Origin of the sequence: Mangrovibacter plantisponsor (assembly GCF_003182475.1) — a bacterium.
In the GTDB taxonomy this organism is placed as follows: Bacteria; Pseudomonadota; Gammaproteobacteria; order Enterobacterales; family Enterobacteriaceae; genus Mangrovibacter; species Mangrovibacter plantisponsor.
Map to the genome: position 1 here is coordinate 385,634 of NZ_QGTS01000003.1, position 24,946 is coordinate 410,579.

20 protein-coding genes are annotated in these 24,946 nt (G+C 48.4%); 12 read left to right on the top strand and 8 right to left on the bottom strand.

The features are described from left to right. Positions 1-128: 128 nt before the first annotated feature. The 5 genes from ynfE to clcB all read left to right on the top strand — a co-directional run bounded on the left by ynfE (position 129) and on the right by clcB (position 6,168). The gene (ynfE, locus tag DES37_RS06625) at positions 129-2,564 is read left to right on the top strand and encodes a selenate/tellurate reductase subunit YnfE (protein ID WP_110025285.1); all 2,436 of its coding nucleotides are present in this window, start codon (positions 129-131) and stop codon (positions 2,562-2,564) included. 12 nt (positions 2,565-2,576) lie between these two features. Further along, positions 2,577-3,194 carry a DMSO/selenate family reductase complex B subunit gene (locus DES37_RS06630; protein ID WP_036113445.1) on the top strand — a complete coding sequence of 206 codons (618 nt, stop codon included), beginning with the start codon at positions 2,577-2,579 and terminating at the stop codon, positions 3,192-3,194. Position 3,195: 1 nt separating this feature from the next. Then, complete coding sequence (locus DES37_RS06635) at positions 3,196-4,053, top strand: DmsC/YnfH family molybdoenzyme membrane anchor subunit (RefSeq protein ID WP_110025286.1); 858 nt, start codon at positions 3,196-3,198, stop codon at positions 4,051-4,053. 51 nt (positions 4,054-4,104) lie between these two features. Further along, entirely contained in the window at positions 4,105-4,716 is a 612-nt protein-coding gene (gene dmsD / locus DES37_RS06640) for a Tat proofreading chaperone DmsD (protein ID WP_110025287.1), read from the top strand. A 165-nt stretch (positions 4,717-4,881) separates the two neighbouring features. Next, a complete protein-coding gene (gene clcB, locus DES37_RS06645; protein ID WP_110025288.1) occupies positions 4,882-6,168 on the top strand; it encodes a voltage-gated ClC-type chloride channel ClcB in 1,287 nt (428 codons plus the stop codon). Here clcB and bioD read toward each other — a convergent pair. The 3 genes from bioD to DES37_RS06660 all read right to left on the bottom strand — a co-directional run bounded on the left by bioD (position 6,118) and on the right by DES37_RS06660 (position 9,321). Next, positions 6,118-6,816: a dethiobiotin synthase gene (gene bioD / locus DES37_RS06650; protein WP_036113475.1), complete on the bottom strand. Its 699-nt coding sequence runs from the start codon at positions 6,814-6,816 to the stop codon at positions 6,118-6,120. The genes clcB and bioD overlap by 51 nt on opposite strands. Positions 6,817-7,061: 245 nt before the next feature. Further along, positions 7,062-8,282 (bottom strand): sugar metabolism global transcriptional regulator Mlc, encoded by a 1,221-nt coding sequence (mlc, locus tag DES37_RS06655; RefSeq protein WP_036113482.1) that lies wholly within the window; start codon positions 8,280-8,282, stop codon positions 7,062-7,064. Between the two features lie 142 nt (positions 8,283-8,424). Next, complete coding sequence (locus DES37_RS06660; RefSeq protein WP_110025289.1) at positions 8,425-9,321, bottom strand: LysR family transcriptional regulator; 897 nt, start codon at positions 9,319-9,321, stop codon at positions 8,425-8,427. Positions 9,322-9,445: 124 nt separating this feature from the next. On the opposite strand from DES37_RS06660, the gene DES37_RS06665 reads away from it, so the two are divergent. Further along, positions 9,446-10,702: an MFS transporter gene (locus tag DES37_RS06665; RefSeq protein ID WP_245930002.1), complete on the top strand. Its 1,257-nt coding sequence runs from the start codon at positions 9,446-9,448 to the stop codon at positions 10,700-10,702. 210 nt (positions 10,703-10,912) lie between these two features. After that, the gene (locus DES37_RS06670) at positions 10,913-12,391 is read left to right on the top strand and encodes a carboxypeptidase M32 (RefSeq protein WP_110025291.1); all 1,479 of its coding nucleotides are present in this window, start codon (positions 10,913-10,915) and stop codon (positions 12,389-12,391) included. 201 nt (positions 12,392-12,592) lie between these two features. Here DES37_RS06670 and DES37_RS06675 read toward each other — a convergent pair whose 3' ends face one another. Both DES37_RS06675 and DES37_RS06680 read right to left on the bottom strand, forming a co-directional pair. Further along, positions 12,593-13,069, bottom strand: a complete 477-nt coding sequence (locus tag DES37_RS06675) for a GNAT family N-acetyltransferase (protein ID WP_110025292.1) — start codon at positions 13,067-13,069, stop codon at positions 12,593-12,595. A 218-nt stretch (positions 13,070-13,287) separates the two neighbouring features. Next, positions 13,288-14,490 carry an ROK family protein gene (locus DES37_RS06680; RefSeq protein ID WP_110025293.1) on the bottom strand — a complete coding sequence of 401 codons (1,203 nt, stop codon included), beginning with the start codon at positions 14,488-14,490 and terminating at the stop codon, positions 13,288-13,290. Positions 14,491-14,604: 114 nt separating this feature from the next. Between DES37_RS06680 and DES37_RS06685 the strand changes: the two genes are divergently transcribed. The 3 genes from DES37_RS06685 to DES37_RS06695 all read left to right on the top strand — a co-directional run bounded on the left by DES37_RS06685 (position 14,605) and on the right by DES37_RS06695 (position 20,269). Further along, a complete protein-coding gene (locus DES37_RS06685; RefSeq protein WP_110025294.1) occupies positions 14,605-17,880 on the top strand; it encodes a DUF5107 domain-containing protein in 3,276 nt (1,091 codons plus the stop codon). 63 nt (positions 17,881-17,943) lie between these two features. After that, positions 17,944-19,392: a sugar porter family MFS transporter gene (locus tag DES37_RS06690; protein ID WP_110025295.1), complete on the top strand. Its 1,449-nt coding sequence runs from the start codon at positions 17,944-17,946 to the stop codon at positions 19,390-19,392. 13 nt (positions 19,393-19,405) lie between these two features. Beyond that, positions 19,406-20,269 carry an aldose 1-epimerase gene (locus tag DES37_RS06695; protein ID WP_110025296.1) on the top strand — a complete coding sequence of 288 codons (864 nt, stop codon included), beginning with the start codon at positions 19,406-19,408 and terminating at the stop codon, positions 20,267-20,269. A gap of 9 nt (positions 20,270-20,278) precedes the next feature. Here the strand turns inward: DES37_RS06695 and DES37_RS06700 are convergent, their stop codons facing one another. The 3 genes from DES37_RS06700 to DES37_RS06710 form a co-directional block, all read right to left on the bottom strand. After that, entirely contained in the window at positions 20,279-21,727 is a 1,449-nt protein-coding gene (locus DES37_RS06700; protein WP_110025297.1) for a Cu(+)/Ag(+) sensor histidine kinase, read from the bottom strand. Continuing rightward, positions 21,717-22,400, bottom strand: a complete 684-nt coding sequence (locus DES37_RS06705; RefSeq protein WP_036113513.1) for a copper/silver response regulator transcription factor — start codon at positions 22,398-22,400, stop codon at positions 21,717-21,719. The genes DES37_RS06700 and DES37_RS06705 overlap by 11 nt, the downstream gene beginning before the upstream one ends. Positions 22,401-22,587: 187 nt before the next feature. Further along, positions 22,588-22,956: a hypothetical protein gene (locus DES37_RS06710; protein WP_110025298.1), complete on the bottom strand. Its 369-nt coding sequence runs from the start codon at positions 22,954-22,956 to the stop codon at positions 22,588-22,590. Between the two features lie 443 nt (positions 22,957-23,399). Here DES37_RS06710 and ssuE point away from each other — a divergent pair, with 443 nt between their 5' ends. Both ssuE and DES37_RS06720 read left to right on the top strand, forming a co-directional pair. Continuing rightward, positions 23,400-23,960, top strand: a complete 561-nt coding sequence (gene ssuE, locus DES37_RS06715; protein WP_036113515.1) for an NADPH-dependent FMN reductase — start codon at positions 23,400-23,402, stop codon at positions 23,958-23,960. Between the two features lie 15 nt (positions 23,961-23,975). Further along, positions 23,976-24,932: a sulfonate ABC transporter substrate-binding protein gene (locus DES37_RS06720; protein WP_110025299.1), complete on the top strand. Its 957-nt coding sequence runs from the start codon at positions 23,976-23,978 to the stop codon at positions 24,930-24,932. The last annotated feature ends 14 nt before the right edge of the window (positions 24,933-24,946 follow it).

The following is a 24,946-nucleotide window of genomic DNA, read 5'->3' on the forward strand; positions in this document are numbered from 1 at the left end:
ACGGCTGAAGCGTTCCCCTGGTACAGAAAGCCCGTAGTAGTCCACAGGCATTACCACACAGCCAGTTACGCTTTCACCCGTGCTTTTCACGTTGTAGTTACCTATTTTCTGTGTTGATGGAGCGAGTTATGTCGAGCGATGAACATAGCGGTATCAGCCGCAGAACGCTGGTCAAATCTGGCGTATTAAGTGGGCTGGCACTGGCCGCCGGTGGAGTGAGCCTGCCATTCGGTTTGCGCCCTGCCACTGCGGCCGTGAAACAGGGTATGGCACCCGCCGGAGAAAAAGTGGTTTGGGGTGCCTGCTCAGTTAACTGTGGCAGCCGTTGCGCACTGCGCCTGCACGTCACTGATGATGAAGTCACCTGGGTCGAAACGGATAATACCGGGCTTGATATTTATGGTGATCACCAGGTACGCGCCTGCCTGCGGGGCCGCTCAATTCGCCGCAGAATGAACCATCCGGACAGGCTGAATTACCCAATGAAACGGGTCGGTAAACGCGGTGAAGGTAAATTCGAGCGTATCTCGTGGGATGAGGCGCTGGATACCATTACCTCTGACCTGAAACGGGTAGTGAAAACCTGGGGCAATGAAGCTGTCTATATCAATTACAGCTCTGGCATTGTTGGCGGCAACGTCACACGCTCGTCACCTTCTGCATCCCTCGTCAGCCGTCTGATGAATTGCTACGGCGGTTTCCTCAACCAGTATGGCACCTACAGCACCGCACAAATTGCCTGTGCCATGCCTTACACCTATGGCAGCAACCTGGGTAACAGCACTTCGGATATACAAAATAGCAAACTGGTTGTGATGTTTGGCAATAACCCGGCAGAAACCCGCATGAGTGGCGGCGGGATCACTTATTTCCTTGAGCAGGCTCGGGCAATATCCAATGCCAGAATGATAGTCATTGACCCCCGCTACACCGATACCGCGGCAGGCCGTGAAGATGAGTGGGTTCCTATTCGACCGGGTACGGACGCCGCTCTGGTATCAGGAATGGCCTGGGTTCTGATTACCGAGAATTTAGTTGACCAGGCATTTTTAGATGACTATTGCGTTGGCTATGACGAGAAAACACTCCCGGCAGATGCCCCTGCGAATGGCCATTATAAAGCCTGGATATTAGGCGCCGGAGAGGATAAAACGCCGAAAACGCCACAGTGGGCATCGGCTATTACGGGTATTCCTGCCGACAAAATTACCCAGCTTGCCCGGGAAATAGGCAGTACTAAACCCGCTTATATTTGCCAGGGCTGGGGGCCGCAGCGCCAGGCTAATGGGGAACTGACATCCCGCGCAATAGCGATGCTCCCCATTCTGACCGGCAATGTTGGCATTAATGGTGGTAACAGTGGTGCGCGTGAATCAACCTGGACCATTACCATTGAGCGTATGCCAGTACTGGATAACCCGGTTAAAACGGCGATTTCCTGCTTCACATGGACAGATGCCATTACACGCGGGCCGGAAATGACAGCACTGCGCGATGGGGTGCGCGGCAAAGAAAAACTCGATGTACCTATTAAATTTATCTGGAACTATGCAGGCAATGCACTGGTGAACCAGCATGCCCAGATAAACCGCACCCATGATATTTTGCAGGACGACAAACAGTGCGAAATGATTGTGGTTATCGACAACTTTTTAACGGCTTCAGCGAAATATGCCGATATTCTGCTGCCAGACCTGATGACCGTTGAGCAGGAAGATATTATTCCCAATGATTATGCGGGTAACATGGGCTACCTGATATTTATCCAGCCAGCAACTTCCGCAAAATTTGAACGTAAACCCATTTACTGGATAACCAGTGAAATTGCCCGCAGGCTCGGCCCGGATATTTACCAGAAATTTACTGAAGGCCGGACCCAGCGTGAATGGTTGCAGTACCTGTACAGCAAAATGATCGCCCGGGATCCCAAACTTCCGCAATATGAAGCACTGCGTGAAATGGGTATTTATAAGCGCAAAGACCCGGACGGGCATTTTGTTGCCTATAAAGACTTCCGCGATGACCCGCTGGGGCATCCATTAAAAACGCCCTCCGGGAAAATTGAAATTTATTCTTCACGGCTGGCAGACATTGCCAAAAAGTGGGAAATCAAACCCGACGAGGTCATCAGCCCGCTGCCTGTTTATGCCAGCACTTTTGAAGGCTGGGATTCATCAGAGCGGCACCAGTGGCCTTTACAGCTGTTTGGATTTCATTACAAAGCGCGCACCCACTCTTCTTATGGCAATGTTGACGTGCTGCAGGCAGCCTGCCGCCAGGAAGTGTGGATCAACCCGGTTGATGCCCAACAACGCGGCATTCAACAAGGGGATATGGTGCGGGTATTTAATGAACGTGGTGAGCTGCGCATTCCCGCTAAAGTGACACCACGCATTATGCCCGGCGTAACAGCGATGGGCCAGGGAGCATGGCATGATGCCAATATGAACGGAGACAGAATTGATCACGGAGCCTGTGTCAATACATTAACCACGCAGCGCCCGTCTCCCCTGGCAAAAGGCAACCCGCAACATACCAACCTCGTTGAAATAGAGAAGGTATAAGGAGCCTTGCTGATGTCCACACAATATGGTTTTTTTATCGATTCCAGCCGCTGTACTGGTTGTAAAACCTGTGAGCTTGCCTGCAAGGATTACAAGAATTTAACGCCGGACGTCAGTTTTCGGCGCATCTATGAATACGCTGGTGGTAACTGGCAGGAAGATAACGGCGTCTGGCGGCAAAATGTTTTTGCCTATTACCTCTCTATTGCCTGTAACCATTGCGCAGACCCAGCCTGCACCAAAGTGTGCCCAAGCGGAGCCATGCATAAACGGGAAGACGGGTTTGTAGTGGTTAACGAAGATGTGTGTATTGGATGCCGCTATTGCCATATGGCATGCCCTTACGGCGCACCACAATACAATGCGGCAAAAGGCCATATGACAAAATGCGATGGTTGTTATTCCCGCGTCGCTAAAGGTGAAAAACCGATTTGCGTCGAATCCTGCCCGTTACGGGCGCTGGATTTTGGCCCGGTTGATGAGTTACGTAAGCAGCATGGTGAGCTGGCGGCAGTTGCTCCACTTCCTGCCGCCCATTTCACGCAACCATCCATTGTGATAAAACCCAATGCCAATTGCCGCCCAACGGGTGATCGTCTCGGCTATCTGGCTAACCCGGAGGAGGTGTAATATGGGCAGTGGCTGGCAAGAGTGGCCCCTGGTGTTGTTCACTGTGCTGGGCCAGAGTGTGGTTGGTGGGTTGATTGTCACCGGCCTTGGCTGGATAGCCTTCGATAATAATCCAGCGGCGCAACGCCGGGTTGTGCGAAGTATGTTTTTTCTGTGGGTGATAATGGGCCTGGCGTTTGTTGCCTCGGTATTGCACCTTGGCTCGCCCTGGCGTGCGCTAAATTCCCTTAACCGTTTGGGCCAGTCTGCACTGAGTAACGAAATCGCCAGCGGTTCGCTGTTTTTCGCTATAGGCGGTTTCTGGTGGTTACTGAGTTTTCTGCATAAATTGCCAGAAGCCGTGGCAAAATTTGTTCTGCTGCTGAGCATGGTGGCTGGGCTGTTTTTTGTCTGGGCAATGACAAGGGTTTACCAGATTGATACCGTTCCCACCTGGCATACTGGCTATACCACACTCAGCTTTTTCCTCACAGTGGCGCTGACCGGTCCAGTGCTGGGCGCTGTTTTACTTCGCCAGGCCAATGTGTCATTCAGCGGCAGCCGCTTCGCCACACTCAGTATTATCGCTCTGCTGGTTGTGTTTGTTGCGTCTTTCGCGCAGGCAGTGTCTCTTGCCGGGATCCACAGTTCAGTACAACAGGCCACTAATTTGCTGCCTCACTATGCTCAATGGCAAACAGCACGCATGGTATTGTTGGTATCCGGTCTTGGGTGCTGGGCCTGCCCACTGGTGCGGCGCAAAAATCCATCGTTACCCGCCTTGCTCAGCGGATGGGTGCTGGTTATTCTCGGTGAATTGATTGGCCGGGGTTTGTTTTATGGCCTGCATATGACTGTTGGTATGGCTGTGGCAAGCTGAACTTCCTGCGGGCGAGGACGCCCGCTTATTCACTGTTAATTGAGGTGTAACATGTCCCGCCTGGAGAATATTGCCCTGACAGGACGCGCACTGGGCGCGCTGTTTTATTTTTCCCCACAAACACCACAAGCGCACCCGTTAGTTGCCGCTTTTACATCCGGGAGCTGGCTACAGGAATGGCCCTGGGCAGGCGAAAGGCTGAACAGAATTGCAGAGAACATGCAGCTCGCTGCACCGCACGCCAGTAAACTGGATGAAACCTGGCAGCGGTTATTCATTGGGCCAGACGCCCTGCCTGCTCCGCCCTGGGGTTCCGTCTGGCTTGATAAAGAGAATGTCTTGTTTGGCGACTCTTTGCTGGCTTTACGTGGCTGGATGCAACACCTGGGTATACAGCATGAAACCAACCAGAATGAACCGGAAGACCATATTGGCACCCTTCTTATGTTGGCAGCATGGCTGGCGGAAAATGGCCAGGAGCAGGCAACTAACGAACTGCTGGCCTGGCACATTCTGCCCTGGGTACCCCGATTTCTCGATGTGCTTGAGGAAAGTGAACCTGGTGACTTTTACTCTGCGCTATGCCAGCTCACTCGGGTCACACTCCATCACTGGCAGTCAGGCTCACCGGTTCCTGTTGCCGAAAAACCGCTGTGGCGCTGAGTGCACTTATTCTGGCAGACCTTACGGGTCTGCCAGTTAACTTAGCTCGCCATTAAAGTGACAGCGTCACCTATTGTTATATTTCGTTTCAATATAACCTTATAACCACAATGCTAAGAACTGGCAGATAGTTAAAATAAAGGTTCACTTTGGGGAATCTTTGCCATGCACCGTCTTCACCCTTTTCCGGAAATTCGCAGTATGTTGCGCCGCCTGCTGCTGGCTGTTGCCACCGGTATTGCCGCAGCACTCGCGGTCTGGTTATTTCGCCAGACATTATTGTTTCTGGAAAATGCGGTTTTAGGAAGTAATGATGGCAGCCTGGTTGCAGCAGCCGATGCCTTACCCCTGTGGCGACGTATTGTGACACCTGCCATGGGAGGGTTGCTGGCAGGCCTGGTACTGTGGTTATGGCAGCGCCATTCTGTCCAGCATCCTCATGGCCCTGATGACTACATGGAAGCCATTGAAAGTGGCGATGGCCAGCTTGATACACAACGCAGCCTGGTTAAATCCGGGGCCTCATTGATTGTGGTTTCTACCGGCAGCGCAATTGGCCGGGAAGGTGCCATGATATTACTTGCCTCACTTGCTGCCGCCAAACTGTGCCGCTACCTGACACCGCGCGAAGAGTGGAAACTGTGGCTTGCCTGTGGTGCTGCAGCCGGGATGGCAAGCGCCTATCACGCCCCGCTTGCCGGAAGCCTGTTTATTGCCGAAGTGTTGTTTGGCACCTTAATGCTGGCCTCGCTGGGGCCTGTGGTGATTGCAGCGGTAACGGCCCAACTGGTGACACTCCTGCTCAGTAACGGCAAAACCACACTTTACCAGGTGATACCTCTCGCCGCGCCATCACCTTCTCAGTACCTGGAAATGGCGCTGCTTGGCGTGGTTATAGGGTGCTGGGGAGCATTATTGCTCAGGCTGATGTGTGCCAGCCGTAAAGGGTTTCAAAAAATAGCGCCCTTACCACTCAGGTTAATGGCTGGCGGCGCAATAGTAGGTTGCCTTTCTGCATTTACCCCTATGGTCTGGGGGAATGGTTACAGCGTAGTGCAGGCATTTTTGAGCCAGCCTCCGCTGTTCGGGTTTATTGGCCTGATTTTGCTGTGTAAGTTGCTGGCCGTGCTGGCGAGCAGTTGCTCCGGCGCGCCGGGCGGTGTTTTCACACCCACCTTATTTATTGGTGTGGCAACAGGGTTGTGTGCCGGGCGTTTGTGGGGAATGCTGCATGGTGTAAATACCGAAAGCGTGCTGTACTTCGGCCTGACAGGAATGGCGGCATTGCTTGCCGCCACCACCCATGCGCCTATTATGGCAGCATTGATGGTATGCGAAATGACGGGCGAGTACACGTTGTTACCCGCCCTGCTACTGGCAAGTGTTATTGCTTCCGTTCTGTCACGCTGGCTGTGGCCGGACTCGATTTACCGTAAGGCCCAGTACGGATAGATCAAGATACCGGGCCAAATCCCGCTGTTCCGCCCGCGGTAAATAGGGAACTTCCCCCACCAGCGGCGCCGGGATTTTTTTACTCAGAACATCAATAATTTCTGCATAGTGCGCCAGGCATGGGTTAATGCGGTTAGCCACCCAGCCAAGCAACGGCAGACCATCACTGGCGACCGCCTGGGCCGTGAGCAATGCGTGGTTGATGCACCCTTCCTGGATACCCACCACCATCAGTACCGGCAATTGTTCCTGCACCACCCATTCGGAAAGTGGCCGCAGGTCGTTCATCAGGCTGCGCCAGCCCCCGGTCCCTTCAACAACTACGTGCTGAACCTGGCCGGATAATTTCGCCAGGCCATCAGATAACAGGCTGTAGTTAATAGGGAAACTGTGAGCAACGCTACTTTCCTCTTCGCTCAGAGCGACAGGATTGACGGCATCATAAGGTAATTCAAGCGATGAGACCGACTGCAGCACCAGCGCATCCCGGTTACGTAACCCTTCCGGTGTCTCCTGACTGCCTTTGGCTACAGGTTTATACCCTGCAGCAGTATGTCCCGCTGACACCAACGCCTGAAGTAACGCACGGGACACCACTGTTTTACCAACAGCTGTATCAGTACCCGTGACAAAAAAACGCTTCAGCATGGCTGACTCCACCGATATTGTAAGGGAAGAAAGGCCCTTCGTACTTCAAGTTGCCAGATGTGCCGAATACGGTTCAGGAAAGGCGATTGCGACCACAACCAAACCTGCGTACAACAGGCCTGTTCTGCAACTTAAATTATTTGGGGATAGTTAATGGAATAAATAATTCAGTGCAGAAATTCTAAAAGAATCCGCAGGTGGTCAGTTTGAGGTAGCGCAATTTTTAGTGTAGTTACGGTAAATTGTTACCCCTGTAACAGACGGATGAGTAAAGATCCGTTATACATCGCGTCTTTTACCAGGGCAGCCCCGGCCATTGTGCCACGGTTATTGAACTGGGTAGACTCTACCCGGATATGGCGGCTGTAGGCAGGTAACGACTGTTGGTGAATGCAATTGGTCATTGCCGGGTAGAGAATAGCTGCAGCGCGGTTCAGCGGCGAGCCAATCAGTATTTTTTGTGGGTTAAATAAATTCACCATAATTGCCAGGATACGCCCAACATTGGTGCCCACGCCGGTGATAATATCTTTTGCCAGTAAATCCCCTTTCAGTGCCGCATCGCACAGGGATTCAACGGATAACGGCTGGTCATGCAACATACTGCTCATCGACTGGCTCAGGCGTTGCTGTGCCAGCTCCAGAACGCTGTCGGTACTGGCAATGGTTTCCAGGCAACCGTGATTTCCGCAATAGCAACGTTTCCCCCACGGGTCGACCTGGGTGTGCCCAATCTCCACCAGACTGCTGCTGCCAGCATGTAGCAACCGCCCGTCGGTTATCACACCGGCACCCACATTGTGGTCGATAACCACCTGAATAATATCCCGGGCTCCGCGTGATGCGCCAAACAATGACTCAGCCATAGTCCATGCGCTGATATCATGCTGAATATACACGGGTACACCAGTATGATTTTCCAGCGTACTGCCAAGTGGCATTTCTTTTACATCAGAATAAAATGGCATGCTGTGCACGATGCCATTTTCCGTATCAATAATACCCGGCAAAGTGATAGCAATCGCCGTTAACCGCTCCAGGCGGGACTGATTGCGGGTGAAAAATGCATCCACTTCTTTGACCAGACGCTCCAGAAATGGCACCTCGCCGGACTCCGCAAACGGTATGTTCTCTTCGACCACACCTTTGCCGCTCAGATCACGCAACGCCAGGCTGACTTCCCCGCGAGAAATACGCACAGACAAATAATGCCAGGCTTCGGTTTCTACCTGCAGACCAATTGCGGGGCGGCCGCGGCTACCGGGCTCCTGAATTTCAGTCTCCTGAACCAGATGCACTTCCAACAGCTCACGCACGATTTTAGTGATACTGGCAGGCGCCAGTTGCGCCAGACGTGAAAGGTCAATGCGGGAAACCGGGCCGAGTTGATCAATCAGGCGATAAACGGCACCTGCATTGGTCTGCTTAATTTGATCTATATGGCCTGGCTGGCTGTCAACCACCACGGACGGCTCCCTTTATTTTCGCGCTTCGAAATAATCTTCAGCGCTATGGTGAAGCACTTCAGCACTCGCCGTCAAATATTTACCCAGCCTTGTGAATTAACGCACATTTTTACTCCCGTACTGGCGAATTATTAACCCTTTTTTAGCCTTTGATTGATGACAACAACAGCTTTTTGAAATGCTGTGCCGCTGAGCTCTGCTCATGATGACGTGACCAGACCAGCCACATTTCCGAAACGGCATCATGAGCATCAAGGGGAACCCAGACCATCTCTTTCAGTTGTACCCGGCGAAATGAAGCCGGCAAAATCGACACCCCGAGACCTGCGGAAACCAGGCCAATTATCGTCATTGCTTCCCCCACTTCCTGGGTGATTTGCGGAGTCAGATCATAACGGCGCAATAACCCAAGGATTTCATCGTACAGGCCAGTCCCCACATGAGGATCAAAAAATACGAAGGGTTCTTTAGCCAGTTCGCTTAATGGGATAACTGGATGGCGGGCAAGGTGATGGTCCATAGGAAGCATCGCCAGCAATGGCTCCCGCAGAATGACCTGCCATTCGAGGGTATCCGGCAATGTGGTATTACGCATCAGGCCAAGATCCAGCGCCCCTTCACTCAAGGGTGCAATTTGTGCGCGAGTATTGATTTCAAGGGTTTGCATATGCACACCAGGATACTGGCGGCGAAACGCGGATAACGAAGCGGAAACAGATTTGATAAACGGCGCAGAAGAAGTAAAGCCCAGGCGTAGCTCACCAATTTCCCCCAGGTGCAAACGCTCTGCCCGGGTTGCGGCCGCTTCAACCTGGATAAGAATTTGCCGCGCATCTGCCAGAAATTGTTTCCCCGCAGCAGTAAGGCTGACACTCCGGTTAGTGCGGGCCAGCAAGCGTGCACCAATCTGCTGCTCCAAAATCTGGATTTGCTGGCTCAGTGGTGGCTGGGAAATATTCAGCCGCGCAGCAGCCCGCCCAAAATGGCACTCTTCCGCAACCGCAATAAAATAGCGTAAATGGCGTAATTCGATATTCATATTTTATAAATATTATTTGAGATTATTAATATATTAGACAGAATAATCGAAAATTCCTACCCTACACCAAGTGGTTACCCCGTCCCATTGAATGCGGGGGAAGAGAGAAAAATTAGGGATTCGTGTGAGCCGTACAACCATCGTCACCTCTGCACCGGACAGAGTTATTGACGGTAACCCCTCTGAAGCACCGGTAAGTTCTGAGTTTATCAAACGTGGTACTCCCCAGTTTATGCGTGTGACCCTTGCCCTGTTTACCGCAGGCCTGGCCACTTTCGCATTGCTCTATTGTGTACAACCGATTTTGCCGATTTTATCCCATGAATTTGGCATTTCAGCTGCCAGCGCCAGTATTTCACTGTCTATGTCCACCGGTTTGCTGGCAATTGGTTTGCTGTTTACCGGACCACTTTCAGACGCCATTGGGCGCAAACCCATTATGGTTGCAGCGCTCCTGCTGGCGGCGGCTTGTACCATCCTTGCAACGGTTATGCCCACCTGGCAAGGGATCCTGATTATGCGCGCACTGACAGGCCTGGCGCTCAGTGGTGTTGCCGCAGTAGGGATGACTTACCTCAGTGAGGAAATACACCCAAGCGTAGTGGCATTTTCCATGGGGCTGTATATTAGCGGGAACTCAATTGGTGGCATGAGTGGCCGCCTGATTACCGGTGTGGTAACGGACTTATTCTCCTGGCGTATCGCCATGGGTTTCATTGGTTGTTTTGCGCTGGCTTCCGCTTTTATGTTCTGGCGCATTTTGCCTGCTTCACGTCACTTTCGCCCTGCTTCATTGCGCCCGAAAACGCTGCTGATTAACTTCCGCCTGCACTGGCGGGATGATGGCCTGCCGCTGCTGTTTGCCACAGGTTTTTTATTAATGGGCGCGTTTGTCACATTATTTAACTATATTGGCTACCGTCTGATGTCTGCGCCCTGGTTCCTGAGCCAGGCCGTGGTTGGGTTGTTGTCTGTGGTTTACCTGACCGGGACCTGGAGCTCCCCCAGAGCGGGAGCGATGACCAATAAATATGGCCGTGGGCCAGTCATGATTTTATTCACAGCAATTATGCTGTGTGGCGTGCTTATCACGTTATTCAATAATCTGTGGGCAATATTTGTTGGCATGCTGTTGTTCTCGGCCGGGTTCTTTGCCGCTCACGCGGTTGCCAGCGGCTGGATTGGGCAACGCGCCCGCCGGGCCAAAGGCCAGGCATCATCATTGTACCTGTTCAGTTATTATCTGGGTTCCAGCCTGGCAGGCACCTTAGGTGGTGTTTTCTGGCATAACGCCGGTTGGCCGGGTGTTGCCAGCTTTATCGCCCTGTTACTTTGCCTGGCACTGTGTACCGGGGCCCGGTTACATTTCAAAGCACACTAGAACAATAAGCCTCTTATTTATGGCATGCCTAACCAGGCAGCCTGGATAAGAGGCGGTAAATATATACCGTTTGTACGCCATGCCTGAAATCCTCAGGCTATTTTCCTTGTCAACGTTTTACTGCCATCTGCAGAGCCTTATTCACTTGCATGCAATATTTGTGTTATTGATGCGTTATCTGATTCGTTAATCTGAAAATAAGGTCTGAGAATGCCCAACGCATACCAGCAACTTACTCATCGCTTCCAGCGGCTATCCCGCTTTGCACACCTCGGTGCTATTGCCGGCTGGGATATGCAGGCCATGATGCCACCGAAAGGTGCCGCCGCCCGCGGTGAAGCCCTGGCAGAGCTTCGTTTATTGCGCCACCAGTTACTGACCGAACCTGTTGTGGGTGACTGGATCGCCGAAGCAAAAACATTACCCCTAAGTAGTAGCGAGCAGGCTAACCTGCACGAAATAACCCGGCAATACACACTGGCTACCGTGTTACCCGGGAATCTGGTTGAAGCGCAGTCACTTGCCGGTAGCCGCTGCGAACACGCCTGGCGCACCTTACGGGCCAGTAATGACTGGGCCAGTTTTGAGCCACTGTTAAAAGAAGTGGTCAGCCTGGCCCGGGAAGAAGCTACGTTGCGCGCGGAAGCAACTGGTGTGTCTCGTTACGATGCATTACTGAATCTGTACGAACCAGGTATGAACAGCGCCAAACTCGATACGTTGTTTGGATCAGTAAAAACCTGGCTGCCAGACCTGATTCAGGAAATTATGGCGCGCCAGGCCCGTTACCCTCTGGTTACCCCGCAAGGCCCGTTTTCCACTTCGTTACAACGGGAAACAGGCCTGGATGTAATGAAAGTGTTGGGCTTTGATTTTGAGGCTGGCCGGCTGGACATCAGTGCGCATCCGTTCTGTGGCGGTGTGCCGGATGATGTACGAATCACCACAAGATACAGCGAAGATGACTTGTTCAGTGCCCTGTTTGGGGTGATCCATGAAACCGGTCATGCACGCTATGAGCAAAATTTGCCTCGTGAATGGCGGGGGCAGCCGGTTGCTGAAGCGCGTTCTATGGGTATCCATGAGTCGCAAAGCCTTTTTTTTGAAATGCAGGTTGGCCGCCACCCTCTGTTTTTAAAACAGCTGCGCACCCTGGTTTTACAGCATTTTCCTCAACAACCAGCGCTTGAAGAAGATAATTTCATTGCCTGGAACCACCGTGTTACTCCCGGGTTGATTCGCGTTGATGCCGATGAGGTGACTTACCCGGCACATGTTATTTTGCGCTACGAGATAGAACGCGCGTTGGTGGAAGGTAATATTGAGGTCGGTGACATTCCTGATTTGTGGAATGAGAAAATGCAGGCATCACTGGGGCTTTCCACTCAGAATAATTACCGTGACGGTTGTATGCAGGATATTCACTGGACTGATGGTAGTTTTGGGTACTTTCCTACCTACACATTAGGTGCTATGTACGCAGCGCAGTTTATGGCGACAATCCGCCAGAAAATGGATACAGATGAGATTATCCACACAGGTGATCTGACACCTGTATTTAACTGGCTGAATAGTAACATTTGGAATAAAGGTAGCCTGCTGGCAACAGATGAATTAGTAAAACAAGCGACGGGTGAGTCACTTAACCCTGACCATTTCCGCCAACACTTGATTACGCGTTATTTATAACTACCATACCGGAGGTGCTTAATTGCACCTCAGATTGATGAAAAAGAAGGAAAAAGCGTGGTTTTTCCTTCTTTTTAGTTAGCAGCCGAAAATCAATAAATTGATTTTCCTGGTTTTTTATTGGGTTACATCCTCTCGTACTGTGCGGACATGAGGTTTGTCATCAGGCTCACCTCTTCTTATTTTCTTTTCGGCAAAGCCTCAATTCTTAATATTCTTGCTCATGTTGATTCCCGTCACTCCAAAACCGACTGCCTCATAGACATGCCGGGCACGCTCGTTGTCGCCAGCCACGCGAAGCCTGATCTCTGCAAACCCCTGCGTCTGCATCTCATGCTCAAATTCCCAAAGCGTATGTTTCCCCAACCCCTGCCCCTGGCAAGTGTCGAAGATGTAAAAATCATAAATGTAAACAGAGCGCATAATGGCATCAGGTTTATACCACAAGTACCCAATATGCTTTTCTGAATCACCTGAGTGAGAAATTAAACATACCAACACATGGCCCGGCGTTTTTACTCCGCCAGGCAGGCTTTCAGCTATTTCTTTCCTGGCTCTGGCAAGAGCGTCATCAGGAGTAAGTTTATAATTTTCTGTAATCTCGCGAGTGTAATCAGTAATAAAGTATTCCAGATAGCCCGGATACTCATCCTCCCACATTGGGCGAAATGTAATCATCAGTTAACCTTGGGTAAATAACTATTTCATTCGCTATAAGACCAACAAAGATAAACCTTTTTTTTCACTTTGTCAGTACACCAGTTTTAGGTAGCCCACGGTAATAAAACACACTAGCTGAAACCTGTTCGCCTTGATAACATATTACTAAAGCCCCCCTGCTGATTGCCACTGAACATGCTCTATGTTACCAGTCCATATCCCGCTAAAAAATCGAACTAGCACTGAAATGAAGATAAATTCTCCTCAACATATAACCAGGCAATTCCCATGATTTGTTCCTGCCGGGTCAAACGCCCAAACTGAATATTTGTTTCATTTCTTTTAACATTATTTTTGGGATCAAAAGGATTGCCATTCACATGCCGGGTAATCATTTCCAGCCATTCATTGCCAAACTGGCAACTTGCGCCATAAAACCAAATCTGGTTAATATTTAATATATTAAGAAAATTATACAAGCTGAGCCCTATGGCATTTGCACCATCCTCAATAATCCCCCTGACCACTGGATCTTTATTACGCCATAGTTCAGTCAATATATCTGTATTGATATTTTCAACCTCACCAGACGATAAGCCACAACTACGCTTCATACTTATTCTTACCTGTTTTTTAATTGCGCTAAGTGAGGCTACTGTTTCAAGGCAACCATAACGACCACAACTACAGGCTTTTCCATCCGGATCTACTATAGTATGACCTATTTGGCCACTTCCATACAGACTACCGCGATAGATAGTATTATTAATAATAAATGATGAGCCAATACCATAATCGACATTAATTACACAAATATCTTTATTTTCATTATGACCTTGCCATTTTTCGGCTAATGCCAGCATCACACAGTCATTATCAACTATGACCGGGCATTTTAACCTGTTTTCAAGAATATATTTAACTTCAACAGATTCTCGCCATGGAGCCTGAGGCATATATTGTGAAACACCAGTTTCAGGGTCTACCTGCCCATGCATTGCAATAGCAAGCCTGACCTTTTTATTGGGGAATTTTTTCTGGCAATCTATGTACCTCTGCGCAATTACATCTAACAATACTGCCGGGCCGGGCATTGACACCCATTCACAGGTCAACTCACTGACAGGTACTATCTGATGATCAACTAACTGACTTTCAATTGTGGTTGGTGTCACGTTAAGACACAGTGTCATAGGGTTCGTTTCCGGGAGGAGATAACTACCACTACTAATTCCCCGGTTGCTCAGGTTCTTATCTGAATGAGAAAGCTGCCCCTCAACGATAAGTTCTTCCAATATATTGGTAACGGCTGGAATTGACAGGCCAGTGTTTTTTGCCACCTGCGACTTTGTGACTCTTTTTTCTCTCCAGACCAGAGACATAATGAGCTCTTTATTGAGTTGCCGCATTCTGAAGTTATTAAGCCCAACATGAATCATTCAGTAAACTCCCTTTAGTATAATCCGTGATCATTCAGGATTACGTACTAAAAAATTGTGTCTAGAGTGCAATTATACGATAGATAACTTACATTTTTTAGTGGAGAGTTAAAAATGTACAGCAAAGTCAGTGTCAAGCAAGAAACGATTACATTGCCTACATGGACTACTGATACAGAAGATCCTAACCCAATGTTTCTTGAAAAAAGGGTTTATCAGGGATCATCTGGTGCCGTATATCCTTATGGTGTGATTGATACGATCACCGGCAATTATGAAGAAAAAGAATATCAGGCTATCTGGATCGAAAATGACTTTATTCGGGTAATGCTCCTGCCTGAATTAGGAGGGCGTATTCATCGTGCCTATGACAAAGTGATGCAACGTGACTTTGTTTACTATAACGAAGTTATCAAACCTGCTTTGGTTGGTTTGGTAGGCCCCTGGATTTCTGGCGGTATTGAATTTAACTGGCCGCAACACCACAGGCCAACAACGTTTATGCCTGTAGATGTAAATATCCAGCAGCATGACAGTGGTGCAGCAACTGTTTGGCTGGGTGAACTTGAGCCCATGCGTGGCTTACAGGTTATGACCGGTTTTAAGTTATATCCTGAAAAAGCGCTTATCGAAATCACTGGTAAGATATTTAACCCAAACTCGACACCGCGCCATTTCTTATGGTGGGCAAATCCTGCAGTTAAAGGTGGTGACGGCCACCAGAGTGTCTTTCCCCCGGATGTAACTGCTGTGTTTGACCATGGGCGCAGGGCTGTTTCCTCTTTCCCAATAGCACATGGTGAATATTACAAAGTTGATTATTCAGCTGGTGTGGACATCTCCCGCTATAAAAATATCCCGGTACCAACGTCCTATATGGCCGATAAGTCTGACTATGACTTTGTTGGCGCCTGGCATCATGGTGAGAATGGTGGTCTGTTACATATTGCTGACCATCATGTATCACCCGGAAAGAAACAATGGACCTGGGGATATGGCGACTTTGGCCAGGCATGGGATCGTAATCTGACCGATAAAAACGGCCCTTATATTGAATTAATGACCGGTGTATTTACCGATAACCAACCTGATTTTACCTGGCTTGCACCTTTTGAAGAGAAAGTATTTGTGCAGAATTTTCTGCCTTACAGCCAGTTGGGAACATTACAGAATGCCAGCACATCTGCCGCTATTAAACTTGAACGGGATAGTACCTCCATACAAATTGGGGTATATGCCATTGAGCCTTTACACCATGTAAAACTGGAGCTTCGGGGTGATAAACAAGTTTTGTGGAGCACCCCTCTGACGCTGGAACCAGCACAGGCATGGTTACAAAAGGTCAGTGAATTATATCCGGAACGCCTGACACTGGCACTGGTAGGCGAAGACGGCCAGGATATTCTTTCTTACCTTGAACATATTCCCAAAGAGACGCCACTCCCTTCACCAGCAACTGCCCCTGCACTCCCTGCAGAGTTGAAAAATTGTGATGAGCTGTTCTTCATTGGTCAGCATCTTGAACAGTACCTCAATGCCAGCCGTTCTCCTTACGATTACTACCTGCGGGCACTGGATATTGACCCGTATGATTATCGCTGCAATGTTGCCCTGGCAACACTGGAATATAACCGGGCTAACTGGAAAGAAGCTGAAAGCTATGCAAAAAGTGCACTACAACGCGCGCACAAACTGAACAAAAACCCGCAATCAGGTGAAGCCAGCCATATTCTGGCTTGTGCTCAGGAGAAGCAAGGGCGGCTGAAAGAGGCATATGACAATTATTTCAAATCCAGTTGGAGCGCCGACTGCCGTGATACAGCATTTTATCACCTGGCCCGCCTTGAACTCATTGCTGGTAATAAATCTAAAGCCCTTAGTTTCTGCAAGCAAAGCCTGCGCTTTAACGGCTCTAATAACCTGGCAATGGCACTTTGCGCCCTTCTTCAGGCACAAACCGGGAAACAGGAATCCGCGCTGCAATATATTGACAGCAATCTGGTCGACTACCCACTGAGTTATGCGTTGCATTATGCCCATTACGCAATTACACAGAGCCCGGCGTCTCTGAATACGCTGGCGACAATTGCCAATGACCGCGGGACTAATTCCTCGGTTCTCGCAGGCTGGCTGGTGACTCTGGGTATGTCAACAGAAGCGTTGTCTATTCTGACGTTGCTGGATAACCAGGAAACCCTGCCATTACTCTGGCGTGCCGCACTAACACGAAACAAAGATGAACAGCACCAGCTTATTACCCGGGCAAAAAACAATTTTGCATTAAAAGTACGTTTCCCCAACCTTATTGAAGAAGTCAACATGCTGCATAACCTGCAGGATTACGGCTTTGCTCAATATTTACTGGGCTGTTTCCACTACAGTAAAAAGCGTTATGACGAAGCGGTAAGTTGCTGGTCATTCGCTGTTGAAAAAATGCCCGACTTTGCACCAGTCCACCGTTTGTTAGGCATATGGGCATGGAATAAACGCGGCGACTTTAAACAGGCAGAAGCTTCGTTGCAGCGGGCCATCGTTCTGGAACCCAACAATGCACGTCTGCTATTTGAACGCGATTATCTTTACAAGATTACCGGTCAAACCCCCACATTGCGATTACAGGCACTCAACGGGAAAATTGATGTTGCCTTGATGCGTGATGACCTTACAGCTGAGCTGTTGAATATGTGGAATATTCAGGGCGAGATAGCTCTTGCTGCAAAAACGCTGGCAGAGAGAGACTTTCACCCCTGGGAAGGGGGTGAAGGCCGAATAACCGGGCAGTATTTGATCAATAAGCAACGCCAGGCCATTGCCGCCATTCAGCAAGGGCAATTTAATGACGCACGCGAATTACTGACATCAGCATTAACCTATCCGTTAAATCTTGGCGAGGGACGTCTGGCAGGACAAAGTGATAATGATATCTGGTATCTACTGGGTTGGTGTGCTGAACAACAAGGGGAAACTCACCAGGCAGAAAGAGAGTATCAGGAAGCAATTAAAGGTGGCTCAAGCCTTGACGCAGGACGCTATTATAATGATCAACCCGTTGATTATCTGTTTTATCAGGCACTGGCTTTCAAAAAAACAGGCCAGCCACATAAAGCTGAGCAGATGTTCAGAAGCTTTATTAACTGGTCTGATAAACATTGCAATGATGAAGTGACAAGTGACTTCTTTGCTGTATCACTGCCAGATTTAGTTGTTCTGGATAGTGACCAGAAATCACTTCACTTACAACATTGCCTGTTTGTCAGTGCTCTGGGGTATTTAGGGCTGAATGAACATGAGAAATTCAAAAAATGTATTACTAAACTTCTTGAAATAAACCCTGCTCATGACAAGGCGCATTTAATTAATATCGCCCGCGAAGCAAATATTTATAATTAATTACGAATAAGAGGGAAATCCCCCTCTTATTTCCACAATACAGTTAAATTCAGAGGAATGGATATGAAAAACGATCCACATCAGCTGCATATGGGTTATGTCTGGATGATATGTCTGGTCGCAGCCTGCGGCGGTTTATTATTCGGTTTTGACTGGGTGGTTGTTGGTGGCGCGAAGCCATTTTATGAAGCCTATTATTCGATTACTGACCCTGCCACTTCAGGATGGGCGATGAGCTCAGCACTGGTCGGCTGCGTTTTTGGCGCTATGAGTGCAGGCTGGCTGGCAGATAAATTCGGACGTAAAACTCCACTTATTTTATCTGCATTCCTGTTTACCGCTTCTGCAGTGGGTATCGCATTCTCAACACACTTCGATATCTTTATCGCCTTTCGTATTATTGGCGGATTAGGTATCGGTATCGCTTCAGCTATTAGTCCGCTGTATATTGCCGAAGTCAGTCCGGCAGAAAAACGCGGGCGTTTTGTCGCCATTAATCAGTTAACAATCGTTATTGGTGTACTGGCTGCGCAAATTGTTAATTTGCTTATTGCTCGCCCGGTGGAAACAGGGGCGACGCTGATTGATATTCAGCAAAGCTGGAATGGGCAGCTTGGCTGGCGCTGGATGTTTGGTGCAGGCGTGGTACCCGCAGTTGCGTTTCTGGTGCTGATGTTTCTGGTACCTGAGTCACCTCGTTGGCTGGTGCGTGCAGGAAAAGAACAAAGTGCCCGGAATATGCTTGCCAGAATAGGTGACCAGCACTATGCCGATGCAACATTTACAGAAATCAAAACGGCCACTACTCAGGCTCATGCAGATAACCAGCAAGTCCATTTGCGTTCCCTGCTTGATAAAAATGTCCGCCCTGTTCTGTTTATTGGCATGGTAATAGCTGTCTTTCAGCAGTGGTGTGGCATTAATGTCATATTCAATTATGCACAGGAAATATTTGCGTCTGCGGGTTTTGATATTAACAGTACACTGAAATCTATTGTGGCTACCGGGCTCATTAATCTGATCTTCACTATCATTGCCTTACCCCTGGTAGATAAAGTCGGGCGCAGAAAATTAATGTTGATTGGCGCTGGTGGGTTGACGGTGATTTATGCCGCGATTGCCACAGCCTATGCTACAGGAACCATGGGCCTGCCTGTGCTGCTACTTGTTCTGGCTGCTATCGCCGTTTATGCGCTGACACTGGCACCAGTGACATGGGTATTATTGTCTGAAATATTTCCAGCCAGGGTGCGCGGCCTTGCTATGTCGGTAGGAACACTTGCTTTGTGGGTTGCCTGCTTTGTATTGACGTACACGTTCCCGTTACTTAATGCAGGGTTGGGAGCAGCTGGCAGTTTCTTGTTATATGGCGTGATCTGTGCAATGGGTTTTGTCTTTATATTCCGGAAAATCCCTGAAACTAAGGGTGTATCACTGGAAGTCCTTGAGCAAAAAATGTTGAGCGCCACAGTAAAGTCGGTGCCTTTTGAAACGAAAAAACACTCAGTCTGACAGTCTGGTGATAATGGCTAATTATACTATTGAAAATCCGTGCCTGCGGGCACGGATAACTGATAACGGCGCATGCCTGTTAAGTCTTGAATGCCTGGGTAATGGCGGGCATATTCTCCGGCAATGGTTGGTAAAAGACATATGGCATCCTGCTGAGTCCGCAATGTTTCCTATGTTACCCTTTGCAAACAGAATCGCGGGTAATTGTTTTTCTGTGAGAGATAAGATATACACACTTCCCCAATCGCCATTCAATGATCCCTACTATCTTCATGGTAATGGGTGGTTAACTCAGTGGCGTTTATTAGAAATAAAAGACAGCTATATTATTTTGCGTTCACAACCAGCTCCAATAGGTATCTATTATTATATTGCCGATATTGAGTATCGTCTAATAGATAATCAATTCACAGCAAAAATCACGCTGATCCACCTTGGCAAACAGGCAGCACCATATGGCGCGGGTTTCCACCCATTCTTTCAAACATCTCTGGATGATACAGTGCAATTTTCATCAACCGGATATTGGTCAGAAAATGAATTCCATTTAGCCGATGAATGGCATGAAGAGATTCCCGGATATATGAATTTTTCTCAACCCAGGGTGCCATCTGCAAAATGGATAAATAATTGCTACTCTGGGTGGAATGGCGTGGCACAAATAACAAACCGACTCAGAAAAATCACTCTCAGCAGTGATTTACCCTGGCTAATGGTTTACCAGAATGGAAATGACAACTTTGTATGCCTTGAACCACAGTCACATCAGGTAAATGCACATAATATTCCAGGCAGGCCGGGGTTACGCATGCTTAAACAAGGAGACTCCTACAGTATTGATATGTCGATTAAAATAGTGGCGTTACCTCAGTATTGAAATGCGTCGCTACATCCGGGGAATCGATATAATGAAACGTGTTGAAACTGCATCGGATTCGACACGGATTTTACCATGATGTAATGCCACTATTGATTTAACTATTGCCAGTCCGATCCCACTCCCTTCACCTTTTCTTTGCCTGGACGGGTCTACACGATAGAAGCGATCAAACAACCGTGGCAGATGTTCCTCTGGTATGGGAGCGCCTGGGTTTTCAACAGTGAGATCGAAATTGTGCTCGTGCTCTAGTACCGATACCGTAATAACCCTTCCTTCTGGAGTATATCGCAAAGCATTCGACAGAAGATTGTTGAGCACTCTACGGTACATCAGTGGGTCTCCGGTGATAAGGCATGATCGCCCGTTAAATAGTAGTGCTACATTGCGGTCTTCTGCCCATGCTTCGAAGAAGTCAAAAACCTTGCCGACCTCTACACTGAGGTCAAATATCACCATTTCTGAAAGTAACTGGTGGTTATCAGCCTGTGCCAGGAACAGCATATCGCTGACCATTTTGGTCATTCTGTTGTATTCTTCCAGGCTGGAATAAAGTACATCCTCCAGTTCCTTCTGGGTTCGGCTCTGGCTAAGTGCGATTTCAGTTTGTGTAACCAGATTGGTTATCGGTGTCCTGATTTCGTGCGCAATATCGGCAGAAAAATTAGCCTGCCGGTTAAACACATCTTCAATTTTAGCAATCATGTAATTAAACGAAATCACTAACTGTTCCAGTTCAATTGGAACGCGAGATGAATCCAGTCGCTCATCAAGCTTATCGGAAGTGATGTTCTTAATGGTATTACTTACCTTTCTTAGAGGTTGATGCCCTTGTCTCACCGCGAAGTGGATTATAAAAATAATCACAAGGCTTATCACAATGGCAATAGCCACTAGTTTCTTCTTCAACGCATCAAGATAATGGAGGTGAAAGTTAATTGAGAGCCCAATAATCAGCTGATAACTCTGTTGTTTTCCTCCAAATGATGCCTGACCCGAAGCAACAATAACCCGGTATGTTTGATTATTTATTAGGGGGGACTGGTTACCAGTTATCGAATTAACCTCTGGTTTCCAGAGGAACACATCCCCACTATTCAGGTGTGAAAGAAAACTGGCATCTTCTTTGGCAAGGTGGAGTTTAGAACCCTGTGGAGAACTGAATAACGTTTCTCCATGTGAATTTTCTATCAATACCGAAATATCCCGGTAGCCCGCGATCAAATCCTGTAGTTGTTTTACCCTCTGTGGTTCCTGCGCTGCTGGTGAATGCAGTATTTCATTGATCCTGGCGCTGAATTGCTGGAGGTCATTAACATCCTGCTGTGCAAAATGGTCCTCAACGGAATGCAGCATTATCCATGTGAAAGTAATAAACCCCAAAATAGTCGACAAGCTGATGAAGAACGTCAACCTCAGAGCCAGCGAAAACGGGCGGCCGGGTAAATTAATATTCATCAGGGGTCTCCAGGGCATATCCCACCCCACGCACTGTCTGAATCAGTTTTAGTTCGTAGTCATTATCAATTTTGGCCCGCAGGCGCTTTACAGCGACATCAATCGCATTGGTATCACTGTCGAAGTTCATGTCCCACACCTGAGAGGCAATCAGGGAACGCGGAAGCACTTCACCTTTATGGCGAATAAAAAACTCCAGCAAGCTAAACTCCTTGCTTGTTAACAGAATTCGATTGCCCGCCCGGCTTACTTTTCTGGACACAAGGTCAACCATCAGGTCTGCTACCTTAAACTGGCTTTCAGGGATGACTGTATTACCACGGCGGAGCAGTGTTCTGACACGTGCAAGAAGTTCGGCAAATGCAAAAGGCTTGATCAAATAGTCATCAGCGCCAAGTTCAAGCCCCTTGACCCGGTGTTCTACAGTACCAAGGGCTGTTAACAGCAAGATTGGTAATCCTTTTCCAGCTGAACGCAGCATGCGAACCACATCCCAGCCATTCACGTCAGGAAGCATAATATCTAAAATTAAAAGATCATATTCTGCCGTATTCGCAAGGTGATAGCCTGTTAAGCCATTGTCGGTAAGATCTACTACAAATCCTGCTTCAGTCAGCCCTTTACACAAATATTCGCCTGTTTTTTTTTCATCTTCTACGATGAGTATTTTCATCAACTACTCCCTCTGTTTTATATATACCAGATAAAACCCGGCAAAAAGTTGGGTATCCTTGTCGCAATGACATCGCAAACAGCCTTATGTCAGTTTTGGTCTGAAACAAAATTGGGCACCAGAACAGTACCCAACACAGATAAAAATTGCAGGTAATTTACCCCTGATACTCACCGGCGCAGACGTTTTAAATAGAGTCCCCAGATTTTTGCATCATCTGCAAATGTTTTTCTGATGCCCGCATATGTGGGCCTGATTCCCCATTATGTGTAAACTTATGCATAATGGCGGCACGTTCATGTTCGTTCAGTGAGGAAAATGGTTTTGTCCCGTTTCCATCTTCTGTGGTGTGCGATACCTGCGTCTCCATCATTTTGTTGTGCCATTCATTTTTCCCAGGCCTACTACTCATATCACAGTTGACCATTGATTCATGTTCAGACTGGGCCTGGTGGTGCGCTGTATCACTTATTTCAGTGAGATGCTGTGGTTCAGCAGCCCAAACCGATGCCATTGTTCCAAAAGAAACTACGATAGCCAAAGCAATTTTTTTCATAACAGTTACTCCATGATATTTAGTGGTTTCTGTAAATCAGTTGGTGTTATCAACTGAATAATCTCTGTATGAAACTCACTTTACAGGGGTAACACTGTTGGGCTGGTGACGCATTGATGACAAACTTGTCATAATGCAAAGACTAACGAAATTAGCAGTATGCGCACGCCTTATCTATTTTTTTTTAAACGCGAGTTTCCTGCACCTGGTCTGATAAGAAAGTTGCTCAGTCTTTCGGCATTAACACCTGTTTTTCCATAGTACAAACAGTAAGTGCATTGTTCAGTACGCACTATGGCTATTACTACGGCTTAGTGCTTTAGCTATTTTTTAGCTTTGTATTCCAGAAATAGTTATTTCTGTCCCTCCAGGCAACCTGCCACACTTATCCAACTTGTTATTAATAAGTAAAAATAAATAACTTTTTGTTATAAGGAGTTGCTATGCGTGTTTTAACACTCGCGGGAAGCCCGCATTACCCTTCCCGTTCCACGGCACTGCTCAGCCGTGCCGGGCAATGGCTGGAAAACCAGGGAATTGAAGTTCTGCCGTGGCACATTAACAACCTGCCACATGAAGATCTTTTTACTGCAAGGTTCGACAGCCCGGCACTTGCCACATTCACCTCACAACTTGCCAGCGCAGATGGGCTTATCATCGCAACCCCTATCTACAAAGCTTCATTTACAGGCGTACTGAAAACACTTCTTGATTTGCTTGGGGAACGGGCACTGGAACACAAAGTGGTGTTACCACTGGCAACAGCAGGTTCTCTGGCACACATGCTGGCAGTGGATTACAGCCTCAAACCCGTACTTTGCGCACTCAAAGCACAAGAGATCCTGCACAGCGTCTTCGCAGAAGACAGCCAAATATCCATAGATGCGCATTCAACGCTGTTCTCTTCTGCATTGGAAAAACGCTTACTCACTGCCCTGGAGAACTTCACTGAAGCACTGGGTCGCCATCATCACCCAAATACACTGATGCGCCAAACGGCCTGATTTAAGGAGCACACGATGTTTTCAAGGAGTAAACAATTCACCGCCACTGTGCTGGTAAGCCTGCTGAGCATCGCGTCAGCGGTATTTGCCGCAGATACCCCGGCACAATTACGTATTGGTTACCAAAAAGGGTCTGTTGCGCTGGTCATGGCAAAAAGTGAGCAGTTGCTGGAGAAAAAATTCCCGCAAACCACTATTACATGGACAGAATTCCCCGCCGGGCCACAAATGCTGGAGGCGCTGAATGTAGGCAGCATTGATCTTGCCAGTACAGGTGAAGTGCCGCCAATTTTTGCCCAGGCAGCAGGAGGCAGCCTTGTCTATGTAGGGTCAGAGCCACCAAAACCCAAAGCAGAAGTGATATTGGTGGCAAAAAACAGCGCCATTAAGAGTGTTACAGAATTGAAAGGCCGCAAAGTGGCTTTCCAGAAAGGGTCCAGCGCACATAACTTATTGCTATTGCAACTGCAAAAGGCCGGGTTGAAATTCAGCGACATCCGTCCGATATATCTCACACCGGCCGATGCCCGTGCGGCTTTTGTACAGGGTGATGTTGATGCATGGGCAATCTGGGATCCGTACTATTCCGCCGCGCTGTTGCAGGGTAATGCCAGAGTGCTGGCCGATGGCAGCAACATCAGCAGAGCCGGTTCTTTTTATCTGGCTGCCCACAGCTTTGCCGAACAACACAGCCCTTTTCTCAGGCAAGTCCTGCAGGTTTTAACTCAGGCCGAGGCGCTGACCCGTACTCAACGAGCCCGGAGTATTACTCTGCTGGCAAAGAATCTGGGGTTACCTGAAAAGGTCATTGCCAGTTATCTCGACCACCGACCTGAAATAACTATCACGCCTGTCGATGAGGCAACACTGAAAGCACAGCAGAAAACGGCAGACCTTTTTTATCAAAACCATTTGATACCCGTCCCGGTTGATGTTGCCAGCCATATCTGGCACTTCCCGTCAGCCCAATAAATACAGGAGATGTA

Bases quoted from the DNA above. Each gene is read 5' to 3' on its own strand.
- ynfE (WP_110025285.1), top strand. From the start codon at position 129: ATGTCGAGCGATGAACATAGCGGTATCAGCCGCAGAACGCTGGTCAAA.
- DES37_RS06630 (WP_036113445.1), top strand. From the start codon at position 2,577: ATGTCCACACAATATGGTTTTTTTATCGATTCCAGCCGCTGTACTGGT.
- DES37_RS06635 (WP_110025286.1), top strand. From the start codon at position 3,196: ATGGGCAGTGGCTGGCAAGAGTGGCCCCTGGTGTTGTTCACTGTGCTG.
- dmsD (WP_110025287.1), top strand. From the start codon at position 4,105: ATGTCCCGCCTGGAGAATATTGCCCTGACAGGACGCGCACTGGGCGCG.
- clcB (WP_110025288.1), top strand. From the start codon at position 4,882: ATGCACCGTCTTCACCCTTTTCCGGAAATTCGCAGTATGTTGCGCCGC.
- bioD (WP_036113475.1), bottom strand. From the start codon at position 6,816: ATGCTGAAGCGTTTTTTTGTCACGGGTACTGATACAGCTGTTGGTAAA.
- DES37_RS06660 (WP_110025289.1), bottom strand. From the start codon at position 9,321: ATGAATATCGAATTACGCCATTTACGCTATTTTATTGCGGTTGCGGAA.
- DES37_RS06670 (WP_110025291.1), top strand. From the start codon at position 10,913: ATGCCCAACGCATACCAGCAACTTACTCATCGCTTCCAGCGGCTATCC.
- DES37_RS06675 (WP_110025292.1), bottom strand. From the start codon at position 13,069: ATGATTACATTTCGCCCAATGTGGGAGGATGAGTATCCGGGCTATCTG.
- DES37_RS06680 (WP_110025293.1), bottom strand. From the start codon at position 14,490: ATGATTCATGTTGGGCTTAATAACTTCAGAATGCGGCAACTCAATAAA.
- DES37_RS06685 (WP_110025294.1), top strand. From the start codon at position 14,605: ATGTACAGCAAAGTCAGTGTCAAGCAAGAAACGATTACATTGCCTACA.
- DES37_RS06690 (WP_110025295.1), top strand. From the start codon at position 17,944: ATGAAAAACGATCCACATCAGCTGCATATGGGTTATGTCTGGATGATA.
- DES37_RS06695 (WP_110025296.1), top strand. From the start codon at position 19,406: ATGGCTAATTATACTATTGAAAATCCGTGCCTGCGGGCACGGATAACT.
- DES37_RS06700 (WP_110025297.1), bottom strand. From the start codon at position 21,727: ATGAATATTAATTTACCCGGCCGCCCGTTTTCGCTGGCTCTGAGGTTG.
- DES37_RS06705 (WP_036113513.1), bottom strand. From the start codon at position 22,400: ATGAAAATACTCATCGTAGAAGATGAAAAAAAAACAGGCGAATATTTG.
- DES37_RS06710 (WP_110025298.1), bottom strand. From the start codon at position 22,956: ATGAAAAAAATTGCTTTGGCTATCGTAGTTTCTTTTGGAACAATGGCA.
- ssuE (WP_036113515.1), top strand. From the start codon at position 23,400: ATGCGTGTTTTAACACTCGCGGGAAGCCCGCATTACCCTTCCCGTTCC.
- DES37_RS06720 (WP_110025299.1), top strand. From the start codon at position 23,976: ATGTTTTCAAGGAGTAAACAATTCACCGCCACTGTGCTGGTAAGCCTG.